20 protein-coding genes and 2 pseudogenes are annotated in these 21,740 nt (G+C 65.1%); 9 read left to right on the plus strand and 13 right to left on the minus strand.

Annotation, left to right across the window (positions count from 1 at the left end):
* Positions 1-211, plus strand: a pseudogene (locus CH256_RS20215) (AAA family ATPase); the annotation flags it as partial.
* On the opposite strand, the pseudogene CH256_RS20220 reads toward CH256_RS20215, so the two are convergent.
* From CH256_RS20220 to CH256_RS20240, 5 genes and pseudogenes are all read right to left on the minus strand, one after another.
* Positions 205-771, minus strand: a pseudogene (locus CH256_RS20220) (AAA family ATPase); the annotation flags it as partial. The pseudogenes CH256_RS20215 and CH256_RS20220 sit on opposite strands and share 7 nt — an antisense overlap.
* A gap of 73 nt (positions 772-844) precedes the next feature.
* Complete coding sequence (gene mdo / locus CH256_RS20225; protein WP_094639073.1) at positions 845-2,116, minus strand: NDMA-dependent methanol dehydrogenase; 1,272 nt, start codon at positions 2,114-2,116, stop codon at positions 845-847.
* Between the two features lie 197 nt (positions 2,117-2,313).
* Complete coding sequence (locus CH256_RS20230; protein ID WP_094639174.1) at positions 2,314-3,498, minus strand: MFS transporter; 1,185 nt, start codon at positions 3,496-3,498, stop codon at positions 2,314-2,316.
* A 122-nt stretch (positions 3,499-3,620) separates the two neighbouring features.
* Positions 3,621-4,397 (minus strand): glutamate racemase, encoded by a 777-nt coding sequence (locus CH256_RS20235; RefSeq protein WP_094639072.1) that lies wholly within the window; start codon positions 4,395-4,397, stop codon positions 3,621-3,623.
* On the minus strand, positions 4,394-5,566 hold the full coding sequence (locus CH256_RS20240; protein ID WP_032376589.1) for a cystathionine gamma-synthase: 1,173 nt from the start codon (positions 5,564-5,566) through the stop codon (positions 4,394-4,396). Before CH256_RS20240 ends, CH256_RS20235 begins: the two co-directional genes overlap by 4 nt.
* A gap of 81 nt (positions 5,567-5,647) precedes the next feature.
* Here CH256_RS20240 and CH256_RS20245 point away from each other — a divergent pair, with 81 nt between their 5' ends.
* Complete coding sequence (locus CH256_RS20245) at positions 5,648-6,820, plus strand: acyl-CoA dehydrogenase family protein (RefSeq protein ID WP_094670435.1); 1,173 nt, start codon at positions 5,648-5,650, stop codon at positions 6,818-6,820.
* Positions 6,821-6,880: 60 nt separating this feature from the next.
* On the opposite strand, the gene CH256_RS20250 is transcribed toward CH256_RS20245, so the two are convergent.
* Positions 6,881-8,266, minus strand: a complete 1,386-nt coding sequence (locus CH256_RS20250; protein ID WP_094670436.1) for a cystathionine beta-synthase — start codon at positions 8,264-8,266, stop codon at positions 6,881-6,883.
* A 97-nt stretch (positions 8,267-8,363) separates the two neighbouring features.
* On the opposite strand from CH256_RS20250, the gene CH256_RS20255 reads away from it, so the two are divergent.
* Together CH256_RS20255 and CH256_RS20260 are read left to right on the plus strand one after the other, a co-directional pair.
* Entirely contained in the window at positions 8,364-9,377 is a 1,014-nt protein-coding gene (locus CH256_RS20255) for an SGNH/GDSL hydrolase family protein (RefSeq protein ID WP_094670437.1), read from the plus strand.
* Between the two features lie 71 nt (positions 9,378-9,448).
* Complete coding sequence (locus CH256_RS20260; RefSeq protein ID WP_094639068.1) at positions 9,449-10,669, plus strand: acetyl-CoA C-acetyltransferase; 1,221 nt, start codon at positions 9,449-9,451, stop codon at positions 10,667-10,669.
* Between the two features lie 67 nt (positions 10,670-10,736).
* Here CH256_RS20260 and CH256_RS20265 read toward each other — a convergent pair whose 3' ends face one another.
* Entirely contained in the window at positions 10,737-11,585 is an 849-nt protein-coding gene (locus CH256_RS20265) for a Bax inhibitor-1/YccA family protein (RefSeq protein WP_032404782.1), read from the minus strand.
* A gap of 197 nt (positions 11,586-11,782) precedes the next feature.
* Here CH256_RS20265 and CH256_RS20270 point away from each other — a divergent pair, with 197 nt between their 5' ends.
* Positions 11,783-12,208 (plus strand): hypothetical protein, encoded by a 426-nt coding sequence (locus CH256_RS20270; protein ID WP_068051629.1) that lies wholly within the window; start codon positions 11,783-11,785, stop codon positions 12,206-12,208.
* 3 nt (positions 12,209-12,211) lie between these two features.
* On the opposite strand, the gene CH256_RS20275 is transcribed toward CH256_RS20270, so the two are convergent.
* Entirely contained in the window at positions 12,212-13,339 is a 1,128-nt protein-coding gene (locus tag CH256_RS20275) for a class I SAM-dependent methyltransferase (protein ID WP_094670438.1), read from the minus strand.
* An 82-nt stretch (positions 13,340-13,421) separates the two neighbouring features.
* On the opposite strand from CH256_RS20275, the gene CH256_RS28680 reads away from it, so the two are divergent.
* Positions 13,422-13,544 (plus strand): hypothetical protein, encoded by a 123-nt coding sequence (locus tag CH256_RS28680; RefSeq protein ID WP_254925592.1) that lies wholly within the window; start codon positions 13,422-13,424, stop codon positions 13,542-13,544.
* A 24-nt stretch (positions 13,545-13,568) separates the two neighbouring features.
* On the opposite strand, the gene CH256_RS20280 is transcribed toward CH256_RS28680, so the two are convergent.
* From CH256_RS20280 to CH256_RS20290, 3 genes are read right to left on the minus strand one after another with little or no spacing between them, the layout of a single operon-like run.
* Positions 13,569-14,093, minus strand: coding sequence for a peroxiredoxin (locus CH256_RS20280; RefSeq protein ID WP_068051633.1), 525 nt, complete (start codon positions 14,091-14,093; stop codon positions 13,569-13,571).
* A gap of 16 nt (positions 14,094-14,109) precedes the next feature.
* Complete coding sequence (locus tag CH256_RS20285; protein WP_094670439.1) at positions 14,110-14,877, minus strand: tyrosine-protein phosphatase; 768 nt, start codon at positions 14,875-14,877, stop codon at positions 14,110-14,112.
* Positions 14,878-14,902: 25 nt separating this feature from the next.
* Complete coding sequence (locus CH256_RS20290) at positions 14,903-15,475, minus strand: antibiotic biosynthesis monooxygenase (protein WP_068051636.1); 573 nt, start codon at positions 15,473-15,475, stop codon at positions 14,903-14,905.
* 170 nt (positions 15,476-15,645) lie between these two features.
* Here CH256_RS20290 and CH256_RS20295 point away from each other — a divergent pair, with 170 nt between their 5' ends.
* Positions 15,646-16,143, plus strand: a complete 498-nt coding sequence (locus tag CH256_RS20295; RefSeq protein WP_094639065.1) for an Lrp/AsnC family transcriptional regulator — start codon at positions 15,646-15,648, stop codon at positions 16,141-16,143.
* Complete coding sequence (locus CH256_RS20300) at positions 16,140-17,285, plus strand: NAD(P)/FAD-dependent oxidoreductase (RefSeq protein WP_094670440.1); 1,146 nt, start codon at positions 16,140-16,142, stop codon at positions 17,283-17,285. Before CH256_RS20295 ends, CH256_RS20300 begins: the two co-directional genes overlap by 4 nt.
* Before the next feature lie 39 nt (positions 17,286-17,324).
* Here CH256_RS20300 and CH256_RS20305 read toward each other — a convergent pair whose 3' ends face one another.
* A complete protein-coding gene (locus tag CH256_RS20305; RefSeq protein WP_256989498.1) occupies positions 17,325-17,972 on the minus strand; it encodes a TetR/AcrR family transcriptional regulator in 648 nt (215 codons plus the stop codon).
* Positions 17,973-18,102: 130 nt separating this feature from the next.
* Between CH256_RS20305 and CH256_RS20310 the strand changes: the two genes are divergently transcribed.
* Positions 18,103-19,584: an MDR family MFS transporter gene (locus CH256_RS20310; RefSeq protein WP_094670441.1), complete on the plus strand. Its 1,482-nt coding sequence runs from the start codon at positions 18,103-18,105 to the stop codon at positions 19,582-19,584.
* 1 nt (position 19,585) lies between these two features.
* Here CH256_RS20310 and CH256_RS20315 read toward each other — a convergent pair whose 3' ends face one another.
* Entirely contained in the window at positions 19,586-21,733 is a 2,148-nt protein-coding gene (locus tag CH256_RS20315) for a thiamine pyrophosphate-dependent enzyme (RefSeq protein ID WP_094670442.1), read from the minus strand.
* Positions 21,734-21,740: the final 7 nt, after the last annotated feature.

Consider the following 21,740-nt stretch of genomic DNA (forward strand, 5'->3'; position numbering starts at 1 on the left):
GGTGCTCCTGGTCGACGAAGTCGATCGCACCGAGGAATCGATGGAGGCACTGCTGCTCGAAGTACTTGCCGAGAAGCAGGTGACGATCCCCGAGGTCGGTACGTTCACCGCGCGCAGCGATCCGTGGGTGATACTGACCTCCAACGACACTCGTGAGCTGTCGTCGGCCCTCAAACGTCGCTGTCTGCATTTCCATCTCGATTATCCGACCTCGGGGATCGTCACCTGCTTCTCGGCAAGTACTTCGAGCAGCAGTGCCTCCATCGATTCCTCGGTGCGATCGACTTCGTCGACCAGGAGCACCACCGGCTCCTCGGAGAGCACCGATTCCAACAGGGGCCGCACGGCGAGGAAGGGCTCGGAGTAGAGGCCGAAGTCTTTGGCGGCGAGCATCTTCGAGGCGTCGTCGATGTCGGTGACGTGCTGGGTGAGTGCGCCGATGTGCTCCCGCAGCATCTGCACGTGCAGAAGTTGCTTGGCGTAGTCCCACTCGTAGAGGGCCCGATTGTCGTCGAGACCCTCGTAACACTGCAGGCGCACCAGCTTGCGTCCGCTCGCCGCGGCCAGGGACTTCGCCAGCTCGGTCTTGCCCACGCCCGCGGGGCCTTCGAGCAGCAGTGGGCGATCGAGTGCTGTCGCCAGATGCACCACGGTGGCGAGATCGTCGTCCGCGATGTAGTCCTGCTCTCCGAGCGCGCGTTGCAGATCGGCGGCGTCGGTGAATCGAACGGTGCCGGTGTCGTCGCTACGCACTGTCGACAGCGAGGTCATGTGCTTCCTTTCAGGCGGCGCAGTGGTGCGATTGTGCACCGCCCGGGGCACACAACCGCACCACTGCGAAGCATCAGTAAGACTCGTTGATCGCGTGCGAGACGACGGGGATCATCGACTGGACGGTCACCTCACGGGGGTTACCCGGGGTGCACCAGTCCTCCTGGATGTGCTCGGAGATCTTCAGAACCGACTTCTCGTCGCCCTTGATCACGTCGCCCTTGCCGGCGTACTTGCCGGTGTTCATCCGGTTCTTGTCGTACGTCGCCGAACGGATCGATCCGAAGTTGTCCGGAATTCCGACGTCCTTGGCGAGCCTGATGGCCGCCTCGACTGCCGCGTCGGCAGCCTGAACGGTGGTCATGTTCTTCGTGTCCACGCCCATGGCCACGGCGATCTCGGCGTAACGCTCGTAGCGCGAGGGCAGGTTGTACTCCCACACGCGCGGTAGAGCGATGGCGTTGTTGAGGCCGTGCGCGCTGTCGTAGAAGGCGCTGATCGCGTGCGAGATCGAGTGGATGACGCCGAGTCCACCGGAGTTGAAGGCCTGTGTGGCGATGTACTGGGCGTTCATCATGCCCTCGCGAGCCTTCAGGTTGCCCGGGTCGTACACAGCTTCACGAAGATGCTTGGAGACCAGCCCGATCGAGTAGATCGCGTTTCCCAGCGACGGCGCGAAGTCCAGCCGCGAGACGTACGGCTCGGCACCGTGGGCGAGGACGTCGAAGCCGCAGAACGCGGTCCACTGCTGAGGGCAGGTGTAGTAGAGCAGCGGGTCGTCCAGTGCCAGCGTCGGTGTCGACGCCTCGTCGAAGGCGAGCCACTTGTGCGGCTTCTCCATGTCCGAGGTGTCGGTGATGACGTAGGCCCAGGATGTCTCCGAACCCGTTCCGGCAGTGGTCGATACGGCGATGTGCGGCGGGTTCTGCTTGTTGGTGGACTTGGAGAATCCCTCGAACTCGTTGATGTTGCGGCCGTCGTGGGCGACGACGACGCGGATGCCCTTGGCCGCATCGTGGCTCGAGCCACCACCGACGGAGATGACGCTGTCGCACTTCTCCTTCTGGTACAGCGCGGCACCGTCCATGACGTTGTAGTCCTTGGGGTTGGACTCGACCTTGTCGTAAAGGACCACCTCGACGCCCTGGTACTCGATCTTGCCGATCAGTTCCTCGATGATGCCCGATCCGCGCAGACCGGTCGTGACCAGCAGCGAGCGCTTGAATCCGAGTTCCTTGGCCTCGACACCGATCATGTCGTGGGCGCCGACTCCCAGCTTGGCGCGCGGCAGCGGGTGAAACTCCTTGATGGGGAATTCCCAGATCTGATTGAGCTCGATGACCATCGGTGTCTCCTCGGTGAGTGTGAGTACAAGACGCCTTCTTCTGTGATCGGCGTCTCACTGATGACCACACTCCCCTGCCCGATACCGCGTGGGAACACCTCGGGGCGGGAACCCTGCCAACGACTCGACCGAACTACCCGATCGGGTAGGAGTACTCGCTCACCCTCGGCAGAGGAGAACTCACAAGCTCTGGTGCACTATCGATCTCGCCGCTGCGCCAGCGAGAATCCGAGAACCGAGATCAGCGCGAGCGTGATGACGAACCCTCCGTACACCTGCACCGTCGTGCTCAGACCGAGGCGGTGCACGGCCAGCCCGGCGACCACGGCGGGCAGGCTGAACGCGAGGTAGCTGATGACGAACGTCGTGGCGAACACTCCGCCTCGCTCCGCTGCGGGGACCAGCGCGCCGAGCGTGCGCATCGAACCGAGGAACGTTGCTCCCCAGCCCGATCCGGCGATGACAGCCCCGACGAAGTACAGCACGATCGACTCGATCTGCACCGACACCAGGGAGAGCGCGACACCTGCCGCCAACACCGTCGCCCCGATCATCATCACGGTGCGGGGAAACCCGTTGCGTACCATTGCAGCTGCCACCGCGCCCGAGGCGAACATCGCGAAGATCTCCAACCCACCCACTATGTGGTTGTCCACGTCGAACACCGTGCCGATGATCGACGGCCCGAGCGAGAGATGAAACCCGCCGAGCGACCAGGTCGCGAACAGAGCGGGAGCGATGAGCAGGAACGGTGCCCGCACCGACGTGGGGATCGACATCCTCGGCAGCAGGGTCGAGGCGAGGTGACGGCGGGAATCGAAGCCACGCAGTGCCGAGGTCTCGGGGACGAACAGCAGTGCCACCGCGAGGATCAGTGCCGCGCCGATCAGCAGCGCGAACACCAAGATGTCGGGCGCAGGTGCCAATTGGACCAGCAATCCGGCCCCGAGCGCGCCGCTTGCCAGCCCGAGGGAGGGCGCGACGCTGTTGAGCAACGGTCCGGTGGACGCGTCGGGCTGCAGGTCGATGACGGCTGCGCTCAGCGCACCGGTGGCCGCACCCGCGGCAATTCCCTGCACGACGCGAGCCGCGAGGAGTACCGGGACGCTGTCGGCGACGATGAACAGCATCAAGCTGACAGCGAGGAGAATCAGTGAGGCGATCAGAATGGGTTTGCGCCCGATGTGGTCCGACAGACTACCGACGGTGAGCAACGTGGACAGCAACGCGACCGCATAGACGGCAAAGATCACTGTGAGGGTGAGAGCGCTGAATCCCCAGGCCTGCTGATACACCGGGTACAGCGGTGACGGTGCCGACGCCGAGGCCATCAAGACCAGGAAGGCGACGCCTACGACCCAGAACGCGTACCGATGCGGCATGCGCACCGCCGTCCGTTCCACTGGAGTCCGAGTGCCCACGCCGACCATGTGTTTCCCTTCACCGCAGTAACCGTTAGCTCAGTGAAAGACAACGCTCGGGAGGGCCCCGCATTCCCCGACGGTCAGTGTTGCTCGGCTCGTGCGTCGCCCCGCAGCAGTTTTCCTTCGCGGTACCGCTGCGCGCTCCCGGGCAAGTCGCCCTCGATTCCGCTCAACCACACCGAGACACGGCCGGTGCCCGAACCGCTCGAACCGACTTCGTCGACGCGTCGCACCGTCTGGTTGGCCACCGCCTCGGCGCTGTCGAACATCGTGACGCCGCCCGGCAGCTGCGAGACGATCCGGTCCAACACCAGTGGGTAGTGCGTGCAACCCAGCACGATCGATTCGACGTCCGCGGGTGTCGCGGCCACGGCCGCGGTGATGGCGGCACCGATCCCCCGCTCGTCACCACGGTCGATCGAATCCGCCAGACCGTGGCACGCCACACTCGTCACCGTTCGGTGCGAGGCGAACTGCTCGATCAAACGCCCCTGATAGGCGCTCGCGGTCGTGGCCGCCGTCGCCCAGATCGCTATCCGATCACTCACCGCTGCAGCGGGTTTGATCGCCGGAACGGTACCCACCACCGGAATCGTGTCACCGAGCGCGGCCCGAACGTGACTCAGCGCCGTCACACTGGCGGTGTTGCACGGCAGCACGACCACCTCGGCACCGAGTTCGACGGCATGCCGAGCGGTTCCGACCACCCGGTCGATCACCCACGCATCCGGCTTCGGACCCCACGGAGCGTTGTCGGGGTCCATCATCAGCACCAGATCGAGCTCGGGGCGCGCTTGTCGTAGCCGCGCAGCCGTCGGGAGCATCCCGAGGCCCGAGTCGATCAGTGCGACGATCATGCCAGCGCTTGCTCGACGTCACCGACCAGATCGGCGCCGTCCTCGATACCGACCGACAGACGCACCAGATCGTCGGGCACCTCGAGCAACGAACCGGCCGTCGAGGCGTGGGTCATCGCACCGGGATGCTCGATCAACGATTCGACGCCGCCCAGAGACTCGGCGAGCGTGAAGATCTCGGTCTTCGCGCAGAAGTCCAGCGCAGCCTGCTTACCTCCGGCCAGACGAACGGAGACCATCCCGCCGAACCGTCGCATCTGCTTCGCGGCGACAGCATGAGACGGGTGAGATTCGAGCCCGGGGTAGATGACCTGCGAGATGGCCGGATGCCCGTCGAGGAATTCGACGATCTTCTCGGCATTGTCGCTGTGTCGCTCCATCCGCAGCGCGAGAGTCTTGATGCCGCGCAAGGTCAGGAACGCGTCGAACGGTCCGGGAACGCCACCCGCGCCGTTCTGCAGGAACGCGAAGGCCGTGTCCAGTTCCTCGCTGTCGGTCACCAGGGCGCCGCCGACGACATCGGAGTGTCCGCCGATGTACTTGGTCGTCGAGTGCAGCACCACGTCGGCACCGAGGCTCAGAGGCTGCTGGAGATACGGCGACGCGAAGGTGTTGTCGACGACGAGCTTGGCCCCACCCTCGTGCGCAACGCCCGACAATGCCTCGATGTCTCCGACGTTGAGCAGTGGGTTGGTGGGCGTCTCGACCCAGACGAGCTTGGTGTTCGGACGCATCGCCGCGCGTACCTCGTCGACGTCCGACACTGCAGCCACCGAGTACTCGATGCCCCACTGGGTGAAGACCTTGTCGATCAACCGGTACGTGCCGCCGTAGGCGTCGTTGGGGATGACGAGGTGATCACCGGGACGCAGCGCCGAGCGCAACAGGCAGTCCGTGGCCGCCATGCCGGAGGAGAACGCGCGACCGTAGGTGCCGGACTCGATGGCCGCGAGATTGGCCTCGAGCGGCCGACGCGTCGGATTGCCGGTGCGCGCGTACTCGAATCCACTGCGCATGCCGCCGACGCCGTCCTGAGCGAAGGTGGAGCTGGCGTAGATCGGCACGTTCACCGCACCGGTCAGCGGATCCGGCTCGTAGCCGGCATGGACCGCCTTGGTGGAAAAGCCCTGCCAGGACGTGTTGTCTGCCTTGCTGCGCTGCTCACTCATGGCCTCCACCCTAATCGGCCTGCGTCGCCGCGCGGGGGCGTGGGTAACCTGCGAAGACAACCCCCAGCGGAAAGAGGCACCGTGGCCAACTCCCAGAGCGTCGACGAACTGTTCGCGATCGATTCACTCCTCGACGACGAGGAACGTCAGATCCGGGACACCGTCCGCAAGTTCGGTAACGAGCGCATTCGTCCGCACATCGCCGATTGGTTCGACGAGGGCACGGTGCCGGCGCGCGAGCTGGCCAAGGAGCTGGGCTCGCTGGGCCTGTTGGGCATGCACCTCGAGGGCTACGGATGCGCCGGAACGTCCGCGACGGCGTACGGCCTGGCCTGCCTCGAGCTCGAATCGATCGACTCCGGCATCCGATCGCTCGTCTCGGTGCAGGGCTCGCTCGCGATGTTCGCCATCTGGAAGTACGGCTCCGAGGAGCAGAAGCAGCAGTGGCTTCCGGGAATGGCCGAGGGATCGCTGATCGGCTGCTTCGGGCTCACCGAGGCCGATTACGGATCGAACCCCGGCGGCATGCTCACCCGCGCCAAGCGCGACGGTGACGACTGGATCCTCCACGGCAGCAAGATGTGGATCACCAACGGACCCGTCGCCGACGTCGCCGTCGTGTGGGCTCAGACCGACGACAAGATCCGCGGATTCGTCGTTCCCACCGATACACCGGGATTCACCGCCAACACCGTGAAGAAGAAGCTGTCGCTGCGTGCCTCGATCACCGGCGAATTGGTGTTCGACGACGTCCGACTGCCTGCCGACGCCATGCTGCCCGAGGCCAGCGGTCTGCGCGGACCTCTGAGTTGCCTCAACGAGGCGCGCTTCGGCATCGTCTTCGGCGCGATGGGCGCGGCGCGGGACTGCATCGAATCGGCGATCGAGTACTCGCAGACCCGCGCGGTGTTCGACAAGCCCCTCGCCGGGTACCAGCTCACTCAGGCCAAGCTCGCGAACATGGCCCTCGAGCTCGGCAAGGGCCAGCTGCTCGCTTTGCATCTGGGCCGACTCAAGGACAAGGGCGAACTGCCGGGCGAGCGAGTGTCACTGGGCAAGCTCAACAACGTGCGCGAGGCCATCAAGATCGCTCGCGAATGCCGAACGATATTGGGGGCCAACGGAATCACGCTGGAATACCCGGTGCTCCGTCACGCCAACAACCTCGAATCCGTCCTCACCTACGAGGGCACATCCGAGGTCCACCAACTCGTGATCGGCCAGGCACTGACCGGAACCAGCGCAGTGCGGTAGAGCGGCTGCGCCGCATGTGAACGGAAACTCGTAGCAGGCTACGAGCTTCCGTTCACATGCCTAGGCGCCCTTGCTGAGGAATCCGAGCAGGTCGTGGCGAGTGATGACGCCGACGGGCTTACCTTCTTCGACGACCATCAGCGCATCGGATTCGCCGAGTGCCTTGGTGGCGTCGGAGACGGTTTCGCCGGCACCGATCAGTGGGAACGGCTCGCTCATGTGCTTGGCGACCGGGTCTGCCAACGCGGCGCGACCCTCGAACACGGCACTGAGAAGGTCGCGTTCGGTGACGCTGCCCGCGACTTCGCCTGCCATGACGGGAGGCTCGGCGCCGACGACCGGCATCTGCGAGACGCCGTACTCGCGCAGGATCTCGATGGCGTCGCGGACGGTCTCCGACGGGTGGGTGTGCACCAGATCCGGCAATGCGCCGGACTTTCCGCGCAACACCTCGCCCACGGAGGTCTCGTGAGTCTTGCCGTCCAGACGCGAACGCAGGAAGCCGTACGAGGACATCCACGAGTCGTTGAAGATCTTGGCCAGGTAGCCGCGGCCACCGTCGGGCAGCAGTACGACGACGAGGGCGTCGGGACCTTCGCGCTCGGCGACCTGGATCGCGGCGACGGCAGCCATGCCGCACGAACCGCCGACCAACAGGCCTTCCTCACGAGCGAGACGCCGAGTCATGTCGAACGAGTCGTTGTCGGAGACGGCGATGATCTCGTCCGGGATGGACGGGTCGTAGGCGGTCGGCCAGAAGTCCTCGCCGACACCTTCGACGAGGTACGGGCGCCCGGTTCCGCCGGAGTAGACCGAGCCCTCGGGGTCGACGCCGATGACCTTGACCTTGCCGCCGGAGACCTCCTTGAGGTACTTGCCGGTGCCGGAGATGGTTCCGCCGGTACCGACGCCTGCGACGAAGTGCGTGATCTTGCCGTCGGTGTCGGCCCAGATCTCGGGGCCGGTGGTCTCGTAGTGGCTGGCCGGGCCGGCCGGGTTGGAGTACTGGTTGGGCTTCCAGGCTCCGTCGATCTCGCGGACGAGTCGATCGGAGACGCTGTAGTAGCTGTTGGGGTCTTCGGGTGCGACAGCTGTGGGGCAGACGACGACCTCGGCTCCGTAGGCGCGCAGCACGTTGCGCTTGTCCTCGCCGACCTTGTCGGGGCACACGAAAACGCACTTGTAGCCACGCTGCTGAGCGACCAGGGCGAGACCGACGCCGGTGTTGCCGGACGTGGGCTCGACGATGGTGCCGCCGGGCTTCAGTTCCCCTGCTGCCTCGGCCGCGTCGATCATCTTCACCGCGATGCGATCCTTGGACGAACCACCCGGGTTGAGGTACTCGATCTTGGCCGCGACAGTGCCTGCACCGTCGCCGACGACGGTGGACAACTTCACCAACGGGGTGTTGCCGATGAGTTCGGTGATGTGCTGTGCGATGCGCATTGCTCCATCTTCCCAGATGCACCTGTTTCACTCTCGGTCACGGCCGTCGATACCCCGCATACGATGGTGACAACGGCACGAGGAGAGGGATCGATCTGTGACGGCGAGCGGATGGCGTACCGCAGCGAAAGCGAGCGCCGCGACAGTACTTGCAGGCTCCGGAGCAGGGACTGCATCCTGGGCCGCGTACCGACATCTGATGGCGCAGGCCGCGGCGGCCCGCGGCGTCATCGGGCGCACCACCGCCAAGCCACCGGAGGCGGACGGCGTCTACACCGCGGGATGCGCGGCCCCGGAACGGTGGCGGATAGGAAATTCAGCAGATATTCATCTGATGATCTTCGGCGACTCCACCGCTGCCGGCGTGGGCTGTACCGTAGCCGACGAAGTGCCAGGCGTACTGATCGCCCGCGGACTGGCCGAGGAAACCGGGCAACGAATTCGATTGAGCACCAAAGCGATTGCCGGTGCCACCTCGAAGGGGCTCGAAGGCCAGGTCGACGCGATGTTCGTCGCCGGCCCGCCCCCGGACGCGGCGGTCATCTTCGTGGGCGCGAACGACGTCACCAAGAAGTTCTCCATCCCGGCGTCGGCGGCCCGGCTGGGCGACGCCGTCGAACGATTGACGGCCAAGGGCTGCATCGTGGCAGTGGGCACGTGCCCCGATCTCGGTGTCGTGACGGCTATCCCGCAGCCGCTGCGCACCGTCGTCCGCAATTGGGGTCGACGTCTCGCCAACGCCCAGACGGCCAGGACTCTCAGCGCCGGCGGGCATCCGGTGGCTCTCGCCGATCTGCTCTCCCCCGAGTTCCTGGCAGCGCCCGACACCATGTTCTCTGCCGACCGCTTTCACCCGTCGGCCGCGGGGTACGAGCTCGCCGCTCAGCAGATTCTGCCGGTACTCGCATCGGCGCTGGGCGTGTGGCACGGCGGCCCGTTGCCCGAGCTGCCGACCGTGTCCGCTGCCGCCGAGTCACGCAAGGCCATCCCCCGCGCGACGGCCGCGTTCGATCGCTTCCTGCGCCGGAGAAGCGCCGAGCTCGACGCCGAGATCGTCACTGCGTCGGAGGATCTCGTACGTCGTGCCGGTGACCGATCGGCGGGGTTGTAAGTTCGGACAGGAGACATCGCCTACCCGGCGGTAGCACTGAAGTCACGCAGTATCGATTCGAAGGAGATCTCATGCCAGAGGCAGTCATCGTCGCCACCGCGCGCTCACCGATCGGCAGGGCCATGAAGGGGTCGCTCAAGGACATTCGTCCCGACGACCTCACCGCCCAGATGGTCGCCGCAGCGCTGGCCAAGGTGCCCTCGCTCGACCCGAAGGACATCGACGATCTCCTCCTGGGCTGCGGTCTGCCCGGCGGCATGCAGGGCAACAACCTCGCGCGCATCGTCGCAGTGCAACTCGGCTACGACTCGCTGCCCGGAACGACCATCACGCGCTACTGCTCCTCCTCGCTGCAGACCACCCGCATGGCGCTGCACGCGATCAAGGCAGGCGAGGGTGACGTGTTCATCTCCGCTGGTGTCGAAAGCGTGTCCAGCTTCGTCCACGGCAACTCCGACTCGCTGCCCGAGAGCCACAACCCGATCTTCGCCGACGCCGAGGCCCGCACCAAGAAGGCGCAGGAAGAGGGCGCGGACAGCTGGACCGATCCCCGCGAGAACGGCGAGCTGCCCGACGCGTACATCGCGATGGGCCAGACCGCCGAGAACGTCGCGCTGCTCACCGGCATCACCCGCGAGGATCAGGACCACTGGGGCGTCCGCAGCCAGAACCGCGCCGAAGAGGCCATCAACGCCGGCTTCTTCGAGCGGGAGATCACCCCGGTGACCTTGCCCGACGGCACCGTCGTCAACACCGACGACGGCCCCCGCGCCGGCACCACCTACGAGAAGATCAGCCAGCTCAAGCCGGTCTTCCGCCCGAACGGCACCATCACCGCCGGTAACGCGTGCCCGCTCAACGACGGCGCAGCAGCGCTCGTCATCATGAGCGACACCAAGGCCAAGGAACTGGGCCTGACCCCGCTGGCCCGCATCGTCTCGACCGGTGTGACCGGCACGTCCCCCGAGATCATGGGCCTCGGACCCATCGAGGCGACCCGTAAGGCGCTGAAGATCGCGGGCATGTCCATCTCCGACATCGACCTGTTCGAGATCAACGAGGCCTTCGCCGTGCAGGTCCTCGGCTCGGCGCGCGACCTAGGCATCGAAGAGGACAAGCTCAATGTCTCCGGTGGTGCCATCGCGATCGGCCACCCGTTCGGCATGACCGGTGCGCGCATCACCACCACGCTGCTGAACAACCTGACGACCCACGACAAGACGTTCGGCGTCGAGACCATGTGCGTCGGCGGCGGCATGGGTATGGCGATGGTGCTCGAGCGCCTCAGCTGATCCGAGACATCACAACGAAAAAGCCCCGCCCTCCTTCAACGGAGTGGCGGGGCTTTTCGCGTGAGTACTAGTCGTTCTGGAAGTAGCTCAGCAGACGCAGGATCTCGACGTACAGCCAGACCAGTGTGATGGTCAGACCGAGCGCGACGCCCCAGGCTGCCTTCTCGGGAGCCTGTGCGCGGATCAGCTGATCGGCCTGGTCGAAGTCGAGCAGGAAGCTGAACGCCGCGATGCCGATGCAGACGAGGCTGAAGATGATGGCCAGCGGTCCGCCGGAGCGAAGTCCGAAGCCGTCCTCCATGAAGAAGCTGGCGACGAGATTGCCGAGCATCAGCACGACGACACCGATGAGGGCACCGACGACCATGCGGGTCAAGCGCGGGGTGACGCGGATGGCACCGGTCTTGTAGACGATCAGCATGCCGAAGAACACGCCGAACGTACCGAGGACTGCTTGGCCGATGAGGGCGGATCCACCGACCCCACCGAACTCGACGCCGGTGAACATGAGCGACAGCGCACCGAGGAACACACCTTCGGCTGCGGCGTACGCGAGCACGATCGCCTTGTTGTCCATCTTGCGGCCGAAGGTCGCGAACATGACCAGACCGAAGCCGATCAAGCCACCGCCGATGACGAACGGGATGGCCAAGTCGGTGTTGTTGGAGACGAGCAGGTACGAGATGATCGCCGTCACGCTCAGCACACCGAGGGTGATGCCGGTCTTGGTGACCACGTCGTCGATCGTCATGGCCCGCTGTGCGGGCTGCGTGGTGTACGGGTCGGCCTGCGTTCCGGGATGCTGGCCGAAGGTTGCGGCCTGCGAGGCTCCAGCCGTCGCAGATCCGAATGTGGCGTATCCGCCGCCCTGCTGCTTGGGCAGGTTGCGGAACACCGGGTTGCTGGAGGTGCGCACCGTGTCTCTTCCCTTCGTAAGTTCTGATCCCCACCGGGGATCTCCCCGTCGGTCATCAGTAGAACGTCTGACATCCGGACAAAAGTTCCCGAGCGGAGAACTTCTACGACGGACAAAACGGACTCTACCGGGTACCGGGCACACACGCGGAGACGACCGCGTGTGTGACACCGAATCGAAACGGGCAGTATGAGGAAATGGCAATCGAAGACGGACCCGACCAGACCTTGGACCCCAGTGAAAGCGTCGACTCCGACGAGGTGCGCAACGACGACGGCGACACCGTGGTCGATCCCCCCGACCATTGGAGCGAGGCCAACAGCTTCGGCACCACCGCTCGCGAGGCTGCCGAGGGCGAGAGCCTGGATCTCAAGCTCAGCGAGGAAGAACCCGACATCGCCGTCGAGGAGGAACTCGACCGCCCGATCACCGAGACTCCAGACGACGAACTGACCGAGGAACTCGTCGACCACGTCGTCGAGGAATCCGACGAGGATCCCGACATCGACTACGCGGAAGGCCAGCGTCAGGCCGAGATCGTCGAGGGCACCCTTGTCGAGGACCTCGGGCGCAACCGGGGACAGATCGACGGAACTCCCGAAGACGGCGGCCCGGTCACCTGACAGTCATCGTTGCTCGCTCGGGCGTACCGAGCGAGCAACGGTGAACTTGCCGTTGCGGCCCATGAGATCGGTGGGACCCACCGCGTCGGCCAGTTCACGCCGGTAGTTCAAGTGTGTGTTGTAGACCGTCCACATCTGTCCGCCCGGTCGCAGCACCCGACCGGCGGCAACGAACAATTTGCTCGCCGCGCCCGTGTGCACCGCGGCACCCTCGTGGAACGGTGGATTGCAGACCACCAGATCGACCGATTCGGAATCGAAGGTCGACATCGCGTCATCGGCGATCACCGAAATTCGAGTCCCGTTCGCCGCCGCAGTGGCCGAGGCCGATGCGATCGCTGCCGCCGAGCGATCTGTCGCGATCACCTCGAGATCGGGCCTGGTCCGAGCCAGCTCGGTGGCGAGAATCCCTGTGCCACAACCCAAATCGACGGCGCTGCGGGCTCGCGGCAGCATCTTCGGTGTGTACTCGAGCAGAAAACGAGTTCCGATATCGAGGCCGGCCCCCGCGAACACCGCACCGTGCGCCACCACCGTCATGTCCACATCGGCAATCCGCTTGCTCACCGGATACGTCATGCCCGACGCCACCGCCCCGGTTGCGGTGAGCACTCGGGCTTTCTGCCGGCCGCGGCCGGCCGTGACGGTCTCGAACGACTTTTTCAGGACGTCGTTCATCGCGGGGGTCATGTGTTTGTCTCGCCCGCCTGCGAGGACGACGACGTCCGCCGACGCGTGTGCCGCGATGTGCTCGGCGATCTCGGTGAGTTCGGCCAGACTTCGTGGCAATTGCATCAGTACTGTGCCCACGCCGGTCAGCAGTTCGGCACCCAGGGTGTGCTGGGTGTAGGAGTCCGACAACGAGACTCGCGCGGCGTTCAGCTCGAGTGCCCGCGCGCCGGTGACGGCGTCCTGATGGACGCGAACCGCGGTGAAACCGAGGGAAACGGCACCGAGGGTCATGGCTCCGTACCTGTCGCCGATCACCGCGATCGGCATGGTCCTGTCGATTCCGGGGAGTTCGGCGACGGTATCGAGGACGAGGCGGTCCGCGGCGTCGACGGCATGAAGGTTCGGTGCCTCGGCGTCGGGCTCACGGCGGAGGGCGTCGAACAGGGATTCATCGGGCACCCGAGCAGTATCCCACCCTGCACACCCACGACAGCCCGCGCGGCGAGTGGCTATTGCGGCGAATCAGGGGCATGCTCGGGGAATGGAACACAAAGACAAGAACGAGGCACTCTTCAGCCATCCTGACGATGCATCGACCGATGCACACGCCGAAGCTTCGAAGCCTGCCGTCTACACCGCCCTGTTCAGCGGCGCGAACGAATGACGTTCGGAACGTAACGAGCAACTCTCACGACAGGTAGCGCAGGTACTCGAGCGCCTTGGTCGCATGCACGTGACCGCGCTCGCTCCGCACCGTCATCCGCACCACTCGGTGCCGATCGATCACGAATGTCGTCCGCTTCACGGACAATAATTGCCTCACATATCCGCGACGGCCCGCGTTCGAGTGGCCGCGTTCGAGCTCTCGGAGCCGACGCCGCCGCGTGAACCACCCGCCTCGACGCACTCCGAACTGTTCGGCGACCGCCCCGTCGGGATCGGAGAGCAACGGAAAGTCGAACGACCTCTGCAGCGCGAAATGATGGTTGCGATCTCGGGTGTCGGTACTGATGCCCACGCGTTGTGCGCCGAATCTGTCGAATTCCGTGCCCAGGTCCCTGAAGTGACACGCTTCGGCTGTGCAGATGGGGCTGTTGGCCGCCGGGTAGAAGAACAGGACGACCGGACCCGACGCCGTCAGGTCGGACAGCGCACGCAGTTCACCGGAATGGTCCGGCAACTCGAAGTCCGGGGCGGTCTTTCCGATGCGCATGGGGCGAGGTTACCGCTCAGCCCTGCACGAGGGCGGCAGTCAGGCGTTGCCGGAGATCCCGATCGATACCCAGGTGGGTCAGATATCCGCCGAACGAACCGTGGTTCGACTCCATGGTGGCCCATCCGTGCTCCAGATAGGACGCACGAACGCCCAGGATCGCCTCGGTCGGCAGAACGTCGTGGAGTCCGGCCCAGGTCCGGCGGACGTGCGCGAGCAACGGCTCCATCGCATCGTTGCTTCTCAGATAGTCCGCGACGATGTCGTCCTCGTCGACGCCTGCCGCGCGCAACACCGTCGCGACCGTCCACCCCGCGCGGTCCTTACCTGCTGCGCAGTGCACCAGGACACCGCCGCGACGCCCCACGATCTCGTCCACCACCCGCTTGATCGCGTGCGACGCTCCGTCGAGAGTCGAGAAGGAGGCATACGCGCGCATCATGTAGTCCACTTGACTCTGCTCGTCGTGAATCGGGGCCGCCTCGTGTGGGGCTCGCTCGCCCTTCAGATTCTCGTACGGCACGGAGATCGACTCGACGCCGGCGGGAACCCTGTCGACACCGCTTCGTTCGGCCTCCGCATCACCGCGGAAATCGAACACGGTACGGATGCCCAGATCCGCGACAACGCGCTGCCCGACATCGGTCAACCCGCTCAATTCGGATGCGCGATAGAACAATCCGGGCCGAACCGTCGCCCCGTCGGTGGTACGCACACCGCCGAGATCGCGAAAGTTCCAGGCCCCGTCGAGGGCGAATTGATCGTGTACCGGGGCGTCGGGCATGAGTACGACCCTATCGAAGGTGATCCTACGAGCGCGGTGCCAGCCACCGCCGTAGCCGGGCGGTGACGAACGGCATCACCACGTAGACCATCAGCGGTGTGCACATCATCACCACCAGTGCGGTGCGCAGAGCCACGTTCAGGTCGGTCAGATGTGGCGTGAGAACGATGTTGACGAGCAAACTGACGGCGTAGAAGGCCACGCCGATCGAGATCGCCTGCTTCCACCGCGGCGGCGGACCACCGATGACCCGGACGGCGTCGGTGAGGTTGGACTGCGGCTCGAACCATCCCTCCACACCGGAGAGTCGATGGGTCGCAACGTCGTCGGCGATGGGACGGCCGGTGCTGAGCCAGGTGCGCCTGGCATCCGAGCGCAGCCAGGCGTCGAGGTCGTCGTGTGTCTCGAATCGATAGACCACGTGGTAGTCGCTGGAATCACCGGAACTGCGCAGCCAGCCGCCACCGAGAAATCCGGGAAAGGTTCGGACCAGATCCATCCCGCGATCGGTCCACTCCACGAAGTCTGTTTCGTATCCCTGTCGAACGCGTCGTGCGACCGAGGTCGTGACGTGATCGAGCGTGTCGGTCGTGGTCATGACTACCCCTTCTGCGCGTGTTCGTCGCGGATCGATGTGTTCTACACAGAGTGCGGCCAGATGGACCGACTTTCAAATCGAGAGCCGAATCGGAGATCGATGGCTCACGGTCGGGGAAGATGTGACAATTCGTCTACACAGACCCTTTCCGAGCGACCTGGAGTGGACGGATGGCACAGCACCGACCCGAGTACCGTCTCGACGACGTGGACCGACGCATCGTCACCGAGCTCAGCCGTGACGGCAGAATGTCCATGCGTGCCCTGGCCGAGGCCACCCACATCTCGCGGGCGCACGCCTACGTGCGCGTCGACCGCCTCGTCGACGAAGGTGTCATCGAGGGATTCACCGCACGCATCGCCTACGAGAAGGCGGGATTCGGCGCGTCGGCCTATGTGGCACTGTCCATTCGGCAGGATTCCTGGCGAGCCGTCGCCGACGACCTGAGCACCTTTCCGTTCGTCGAACACGTCAGCCTCATGGGCGGCGACTTCGACGCACTCGTTCTGGTGCGAGCTCCGGACACCTCGGCGCTACGCCATCTGGTCCTCGACAAGCTGCAGGGACTCGACGGGATACTGTCGACGCGAACCTGGCTGATCTTCGACGAGGCGATCGGACCGGGCGCGCAGTGGACCGCAGAGACAACGAACGGAAGCAATTCATGACCACGTCCGAGCGAGATCCGAACTCCACCGACGTCATCGTGATCGGCGGCGGAATCGGGGGTGTCTCGCTCGGATACGAACTCGCGAGCGACCGACGCGTCACGCTGCTCGAGCGCGAGAAGACCCTGGCCTTCCACACCACCGGCCGCTCGGCCGCACTGTTCCTGGAGACCTACGGCAACAGCACCATTCGCGCTCTGACGACGGCCAGTCGAGAATTCCTGACGAACCCGCCGGAACACTTCCGATCCGAATTGCTCGCCCCGCGTCCGCTGCTGCAGTTCGCGGCCAGCGGCCGAGGTGACGCGCTGGAGGCAATGTACGCGGACGTCAGCCGACTGACACCGGACGCCCAACTGGTATCCCCGGCCGACGCGCAGACGCTCTTTCCGCCGCTGCGTCCCGAACTGATCGATTGTGCACTGTACGAACCACATTCGATGGAGGTCGACGTACACGCGTTGCATCAGGGGTTCGTGCGGGGGCTGCGCGATCGAGGTGGGCGAGTCCACACCGGGGCAGGTGTGGCGCAACTTCGACGCATCGACGGACTGTGGCACGTGCACACCACGGACGGGTCGGTCCACACCGCGCCGCTCGTCGTCGACGCAGCAGGCGCGTGGGCGGATGTTCTCGGAGCGATGGCGGGAGCCGATCCCATCGGACTCGTGCCGATGCGTCGGTCGGTGTTCATGGTCGCCGCACCCGACAATCTCGACACCGCGAATCTTGCGACGCTGAGCGACATGGACGAGAAGTTCTACATCAAACCCGAAGGCGCACAACTGTTGTGTTCGCCTGCGGACGAGACGCCCACCGAACCGAGTGATGCGCGCCCGGACGAGCTGGAGATCGCGCGGGCGTTCGACGACATCGCCGGGGCGACCACGCTGACGGGTAGGCATCTGCGCTCGTCCTGGGCGGGTCTGCGCAGTTTCGTTCCCGATCGCACCCCGGTCGTGGGCTTCGATCGAGAAGTCGAAGGTTTCTTCTGGTGCGCCGGTCAGGGCGGATACGGAATCCAGACGTGTGCGGCGCTCGCCAGAGTGGGCGCGTCTCTGATTCGGCGGCAACCACTTCCGGTCGATGTGACCGAGCGTGGACTACGGCCGGGAGACGTGGCTCCGCAGCGCTTCGGGTGAGAGGCGCTTCGCGCCACGTGCACGAAAACTCGACCCCTGCTACGAAGTTTCACTCACGTGCGGCGCAGCCGCTCTACCGACGACGCGTCGCAGATCACACACCGTGGTTCGGTAGATGTCCAGTAGATCCGCGTCCTGTCCACCGTCGACCCGCTCGGCCCAGTCGTCGAAGGCGATGCGCATGACCATGCCGGCACCCTCCACCAGAAGTCGTGCATAGGAACGTGATTCGTGACCACCGAGCCGTTCGGCCACCGCATCGGTGACGCGGCACAATGTCATCGCGTCGTGGGCGAAGGCCGCGGATCGCAGTTGCGCGTCGGCCCCGATCAGCCGTCGGGTGCGGAGGAGACGATCACGCACCTCGTCCGGTGCGGAGGAAAATCGTTCGACGGATCGCTCGTAGAGTGCTTCGATTCCGGTGATGGTGATGTTCTCCGGTGCCGTGGACGCCAGCCAGGCGTGCAGATCGACGTCCAGCTCGGGGTCGTTTCCGAGGACGGAATCTTCCTTCGACGCGAAGCTACGGAAGAACGTGCTGGGCGATACCCCTGCCCGACGCGCGATCTCGTCGACCGTCGTCGCGGCGCACCCCTGCTTCTCGAACAGGTCGAGCGCGGCGCAGGAGATCTCGAGCTGGGTGTCTCGGCGACGTCGTTCTCGCAGATCCATCACTCGTTCCGTCATCCTCGTCACTCCTTCGGGTTCTCACCGTCAACTTACCAGTAATATTCAAGTTGACAGTCACTGTCATGGTGAATCAAGCTATCTGGGCGGTCCGTTGTCCGCACCTTGTACCCATACTCGAAAGCTTCCGATGAACTCACCTCAGACCGACCACATATCCGAGTCCGCGCCGGACGACGAACTCGCGCCGGGCAGCAAACTTCTGATCGGCATTCTCGTCATTGCCGCGTTCGTCATGATCCTCAACGAGACGATCATGAGCGTCGCACTCCCGACCCTGATGGTCGACCTGAACATCACGGCGACCACCGCGCAGTGGCTCACCACCGGTTTCCTGTTGACGATGGCAGTGGTCATCCCCATCACCGGATTCCTGTTCCAGCGCTTCACGTTGCGCCAGGTATTCGTCGCGGCGATGACTCTGTTCACCGTCGGCACGCTGCTCGCAGCCTCTGCCCCGGGCTTCGAGCTGCTCCTGCTCGGACGCGTCACTCAGGCCAGCGGCACGGCGATCATGTTGCCGCTGCTGATGACCACCGTGCTCACGGTGGTTCCGGCGCACAAGCGCGGCGCGATGATGGGCGTGATCTCCATCGTCATCGCCGTGGCCCCCGCCATCGGTCCGACCATCTCGGGAATCATCCTCGATTCGCTGAACTGGCGTTGGATGTTCTGGCTCGTCCTGCCGATCGCACTCGTCGCGTTCGCCATCGGGACCACTCTGGTGAAGAACGTGACCCAGACCGGTCGGCCGTCGTTCGATCCCCTGTCGGTCGTGTTGTCCGCGTTGGCTTTCGGCGGCATCGTCTACGGCCTGAGCAGCCTCGGACACTCGGCCGAGGAGTCGGTCGTACCGGTGTGGCTACCACTGGTGGTGGGAGCGATTGCCCTGGTGGTGTTCGTGCTGCGTCAGGTCGCCCGTCAAGATCAGGGTGGAGCTCTGCTGGACATGCGTCCGTTCCGTACCCCCACCTTCAGCATCGGCCTCGGCATGATCGCGATCTCGATGATGGCCCTGTTCGGCGCTCTGATCCTGCTACCGATGTACCTGCAGAACGTTCGCGGTCTCGACACCCTCGACACCGGACTCATGCTGCTTCCCGGTGGACTGCTGATGGGCCTGCTCGCGCCGTTCGTCGGACGTGTCTTCGACCGAATCGGACCGCGCCCGTTGGTCATTCCCGGTGCGATGGTGGTGAGCGCCGCGCTGTGGTCGATGACCGTGCTCGACGCGCAGTCCGCGCTGCCCTTGGTGATCGGCATTCACATGCTGCTCTCGGCGGGGCTCGCGCTGATCATGACGCCGCTCATGACCTCGTCGCTGGGATCGCTTCCGACCCAGCTGTACTCGCACGGTAGCGCCATCTTCAGCACGGTTCAGCAGTTGGCAGGCGCTGCCGGGACCGCACTGTTCGTCACCGTCATGTCGAACGCCGCGGCAGCCCGAATCGCCGACGGCGCAACCGAGGTGGGAGGTTCGGAGGCCGGTATCCACACCGCCTTCCTCTACGGCGGGGCCGTGTCACTGGTGGCGGTGGCAGCGTCGTTCTTCATCCGGGCGCCGGCGCGCAGTGATCGCGACGCCGTCGCCCCTGCCCAACCGGTTCACTGAATCACTCGACTTCGATCAGCTTCACGGCCGCAGCGACGATCTGGTCTTCGGACAGGAGGACCAGATCGGCCGCGGCACCGAGTGGTACGAACGAGTTCGCGCTCGATACTCTGCCGATGGCACCGTCGTAACCTCCCTCGACCAGAGCGGTCACGACGCCCTCGCCGACTCCCCCGTCGTGCCGGGTCTCGTCTGCGATCAATACCCGATCGAATTCCGAGAGCCGGTGCAACAGATCCTCGCTCGGGAGCGGAACGATCCATCGCACATCGACCACCGTCACGCCGATCCCGCGTTCGCGCAACGTGGACGCGGCTCGTCTACTCATCACCACGCCGTTCCCGAACGTGACGATGGCCAGATCGACGCCATCGCCATGCGTTGTGACAGTCCCGAACTCGGCCGGACCTTCGTCGGCGCAGCGGAGCGCTCCGTCGCCGTCGTCCAGGTCGGTGCGATGGTAGAGGGCGATCGGCTCGAGAAAAACGCAGACCCGCCCTTCCTCGACGGCCAATGCCACACAGGTTCGGAGCAGACCGGCGGCCTCCGCCGCCGAACTCGGGACAGCAACGACGATGCCGGGAATGTCGCGCAGCACCGCAACCGCGTTGTCGTTGTGAAAGTGCCCACCGAAACCACGCTGATACGCCAGGCCTGCGATACGCACGACCATCCCGTTGGCGAACTGCGAATCGGAGAAGAACTCGAGCGACGCGGCCTCGCCGCGCAACTGATCCTCCGCATTGTGCAGGTACGCCAGATACTGAATTTCGGGTATCGGAACGAACCCGGCGAGCGCAGCACCGAGGGCGGTGCCGAGCACCGTCTGCTCGTCGAGCAGAGTATCGAAAACCCGTGCTGCACCGAACTTCTTGCGTAGACCCTTCGTGACGCCGTAGACGCCGCCCTTGACGGCCACGTCCTCCCCGAACACGAGGACGTCCGGTCGCGCTGCCATGATGTCGGTGAGGGTCCTGTTGATCATGGCGGCGAGCGTCAGATGCGGCCCGCCCGGTGCAGGCCGCAGGCTCTGCTCGGTGGCGGCCACGGCAACGGGTCGCCGTTCGGTCAGCGGAGCCATCACCGCGTCCGCGGTGGCCAGGCGCGACGACGCCCCGGTCCGAAGTGACTCGACCATTGACTCGGCCTCGGCCATGACGGTCTCGCGCATCGCCTCGTAGCGCACTTCGACGTCGACTGCCGAGAGCACTCCCGCCCCGATCAGCGTACGTGCAGTGGCGAGCAACGGATCTCGTGCATAGTCGCCGACAATATCTGCGTTGGTGCGATAGGCCAGCTCGGCATCGGAACCGGCGTGGCCCATCAGCCGCACCGTCTCGAGATGGAGGACCACCGGTCGACGGCGAGTCCGCACGGTAGCAACGGCGGCGTCGACGATGTGCATCAATGCATCAGGATCGTGTCCGTCGGCCCGCACGTACTCGATCGAAGGAAATCTGCCGAGCGACTGCGCTATCCACCCTCGCGGCGATCGGGTACTGATGCCGATCCCGTTGTCCTCGCAGACGAACAGGATGGGCATCGGAACGGATTGGTGCGCGCAGTAGGCCGCCGAGTTGAGCGCCCCCACCGTCGTCGAGTGGTTGGCCGAGGCGTCGCCGAAGCTGCACACGACGATGGCGTCCTCGGGCCATGGAGTGCTATGCCGCAGAGCCTTCGCCCGGCCCAGTGCGAACGCCAGACCGACTGCGCGCGGTACCTGCGAGCCGATGGTCGATGTCTGCGGAACGATCCCCAGATCCGGATGCCCGAACACCTTGTGCCGTCCGCCGGACATCGGATCGCCAGTCGAGGCGACCAGACTCGCCAGCACATCCCGGATCGGGGTCGCGTCCGAATACTGTTGTGCGCGTGCCGCGTAGAAACCACCGGATCGGTAGTGCAGCAGCGCCGGGTCGGTGACCGTGGTCGCGGCACCGACGGCTGCGTTGGCCTCGTGCCCGGACGAGCCGATGGTGTAGTAGCCGAAGCCAGCTGATTGCAACCAGCGCGCGGCGAAGTCGAGATGCCGGCTCGCGAGTTGCGCGTCGAAGTACCGGAGCAGTCGGTCCGGATCGGCAACGGCCGAATCTCCGTTCCGAGCCGACCGAACCTGCTTCAGGAAGTACTCGTCGATCGCCTCGGCCACACTCGCA

This window comes from Rhodococcus sp. 05-2254-6 (assembly GCF_002258565.1).
In the GTDB taxonomy this organism is placed as follows: Bacteria; Actinomycetota; Actinomycetes; order Mycobacteriales; family Mycobacteriaceae; genus Rhodococcoides.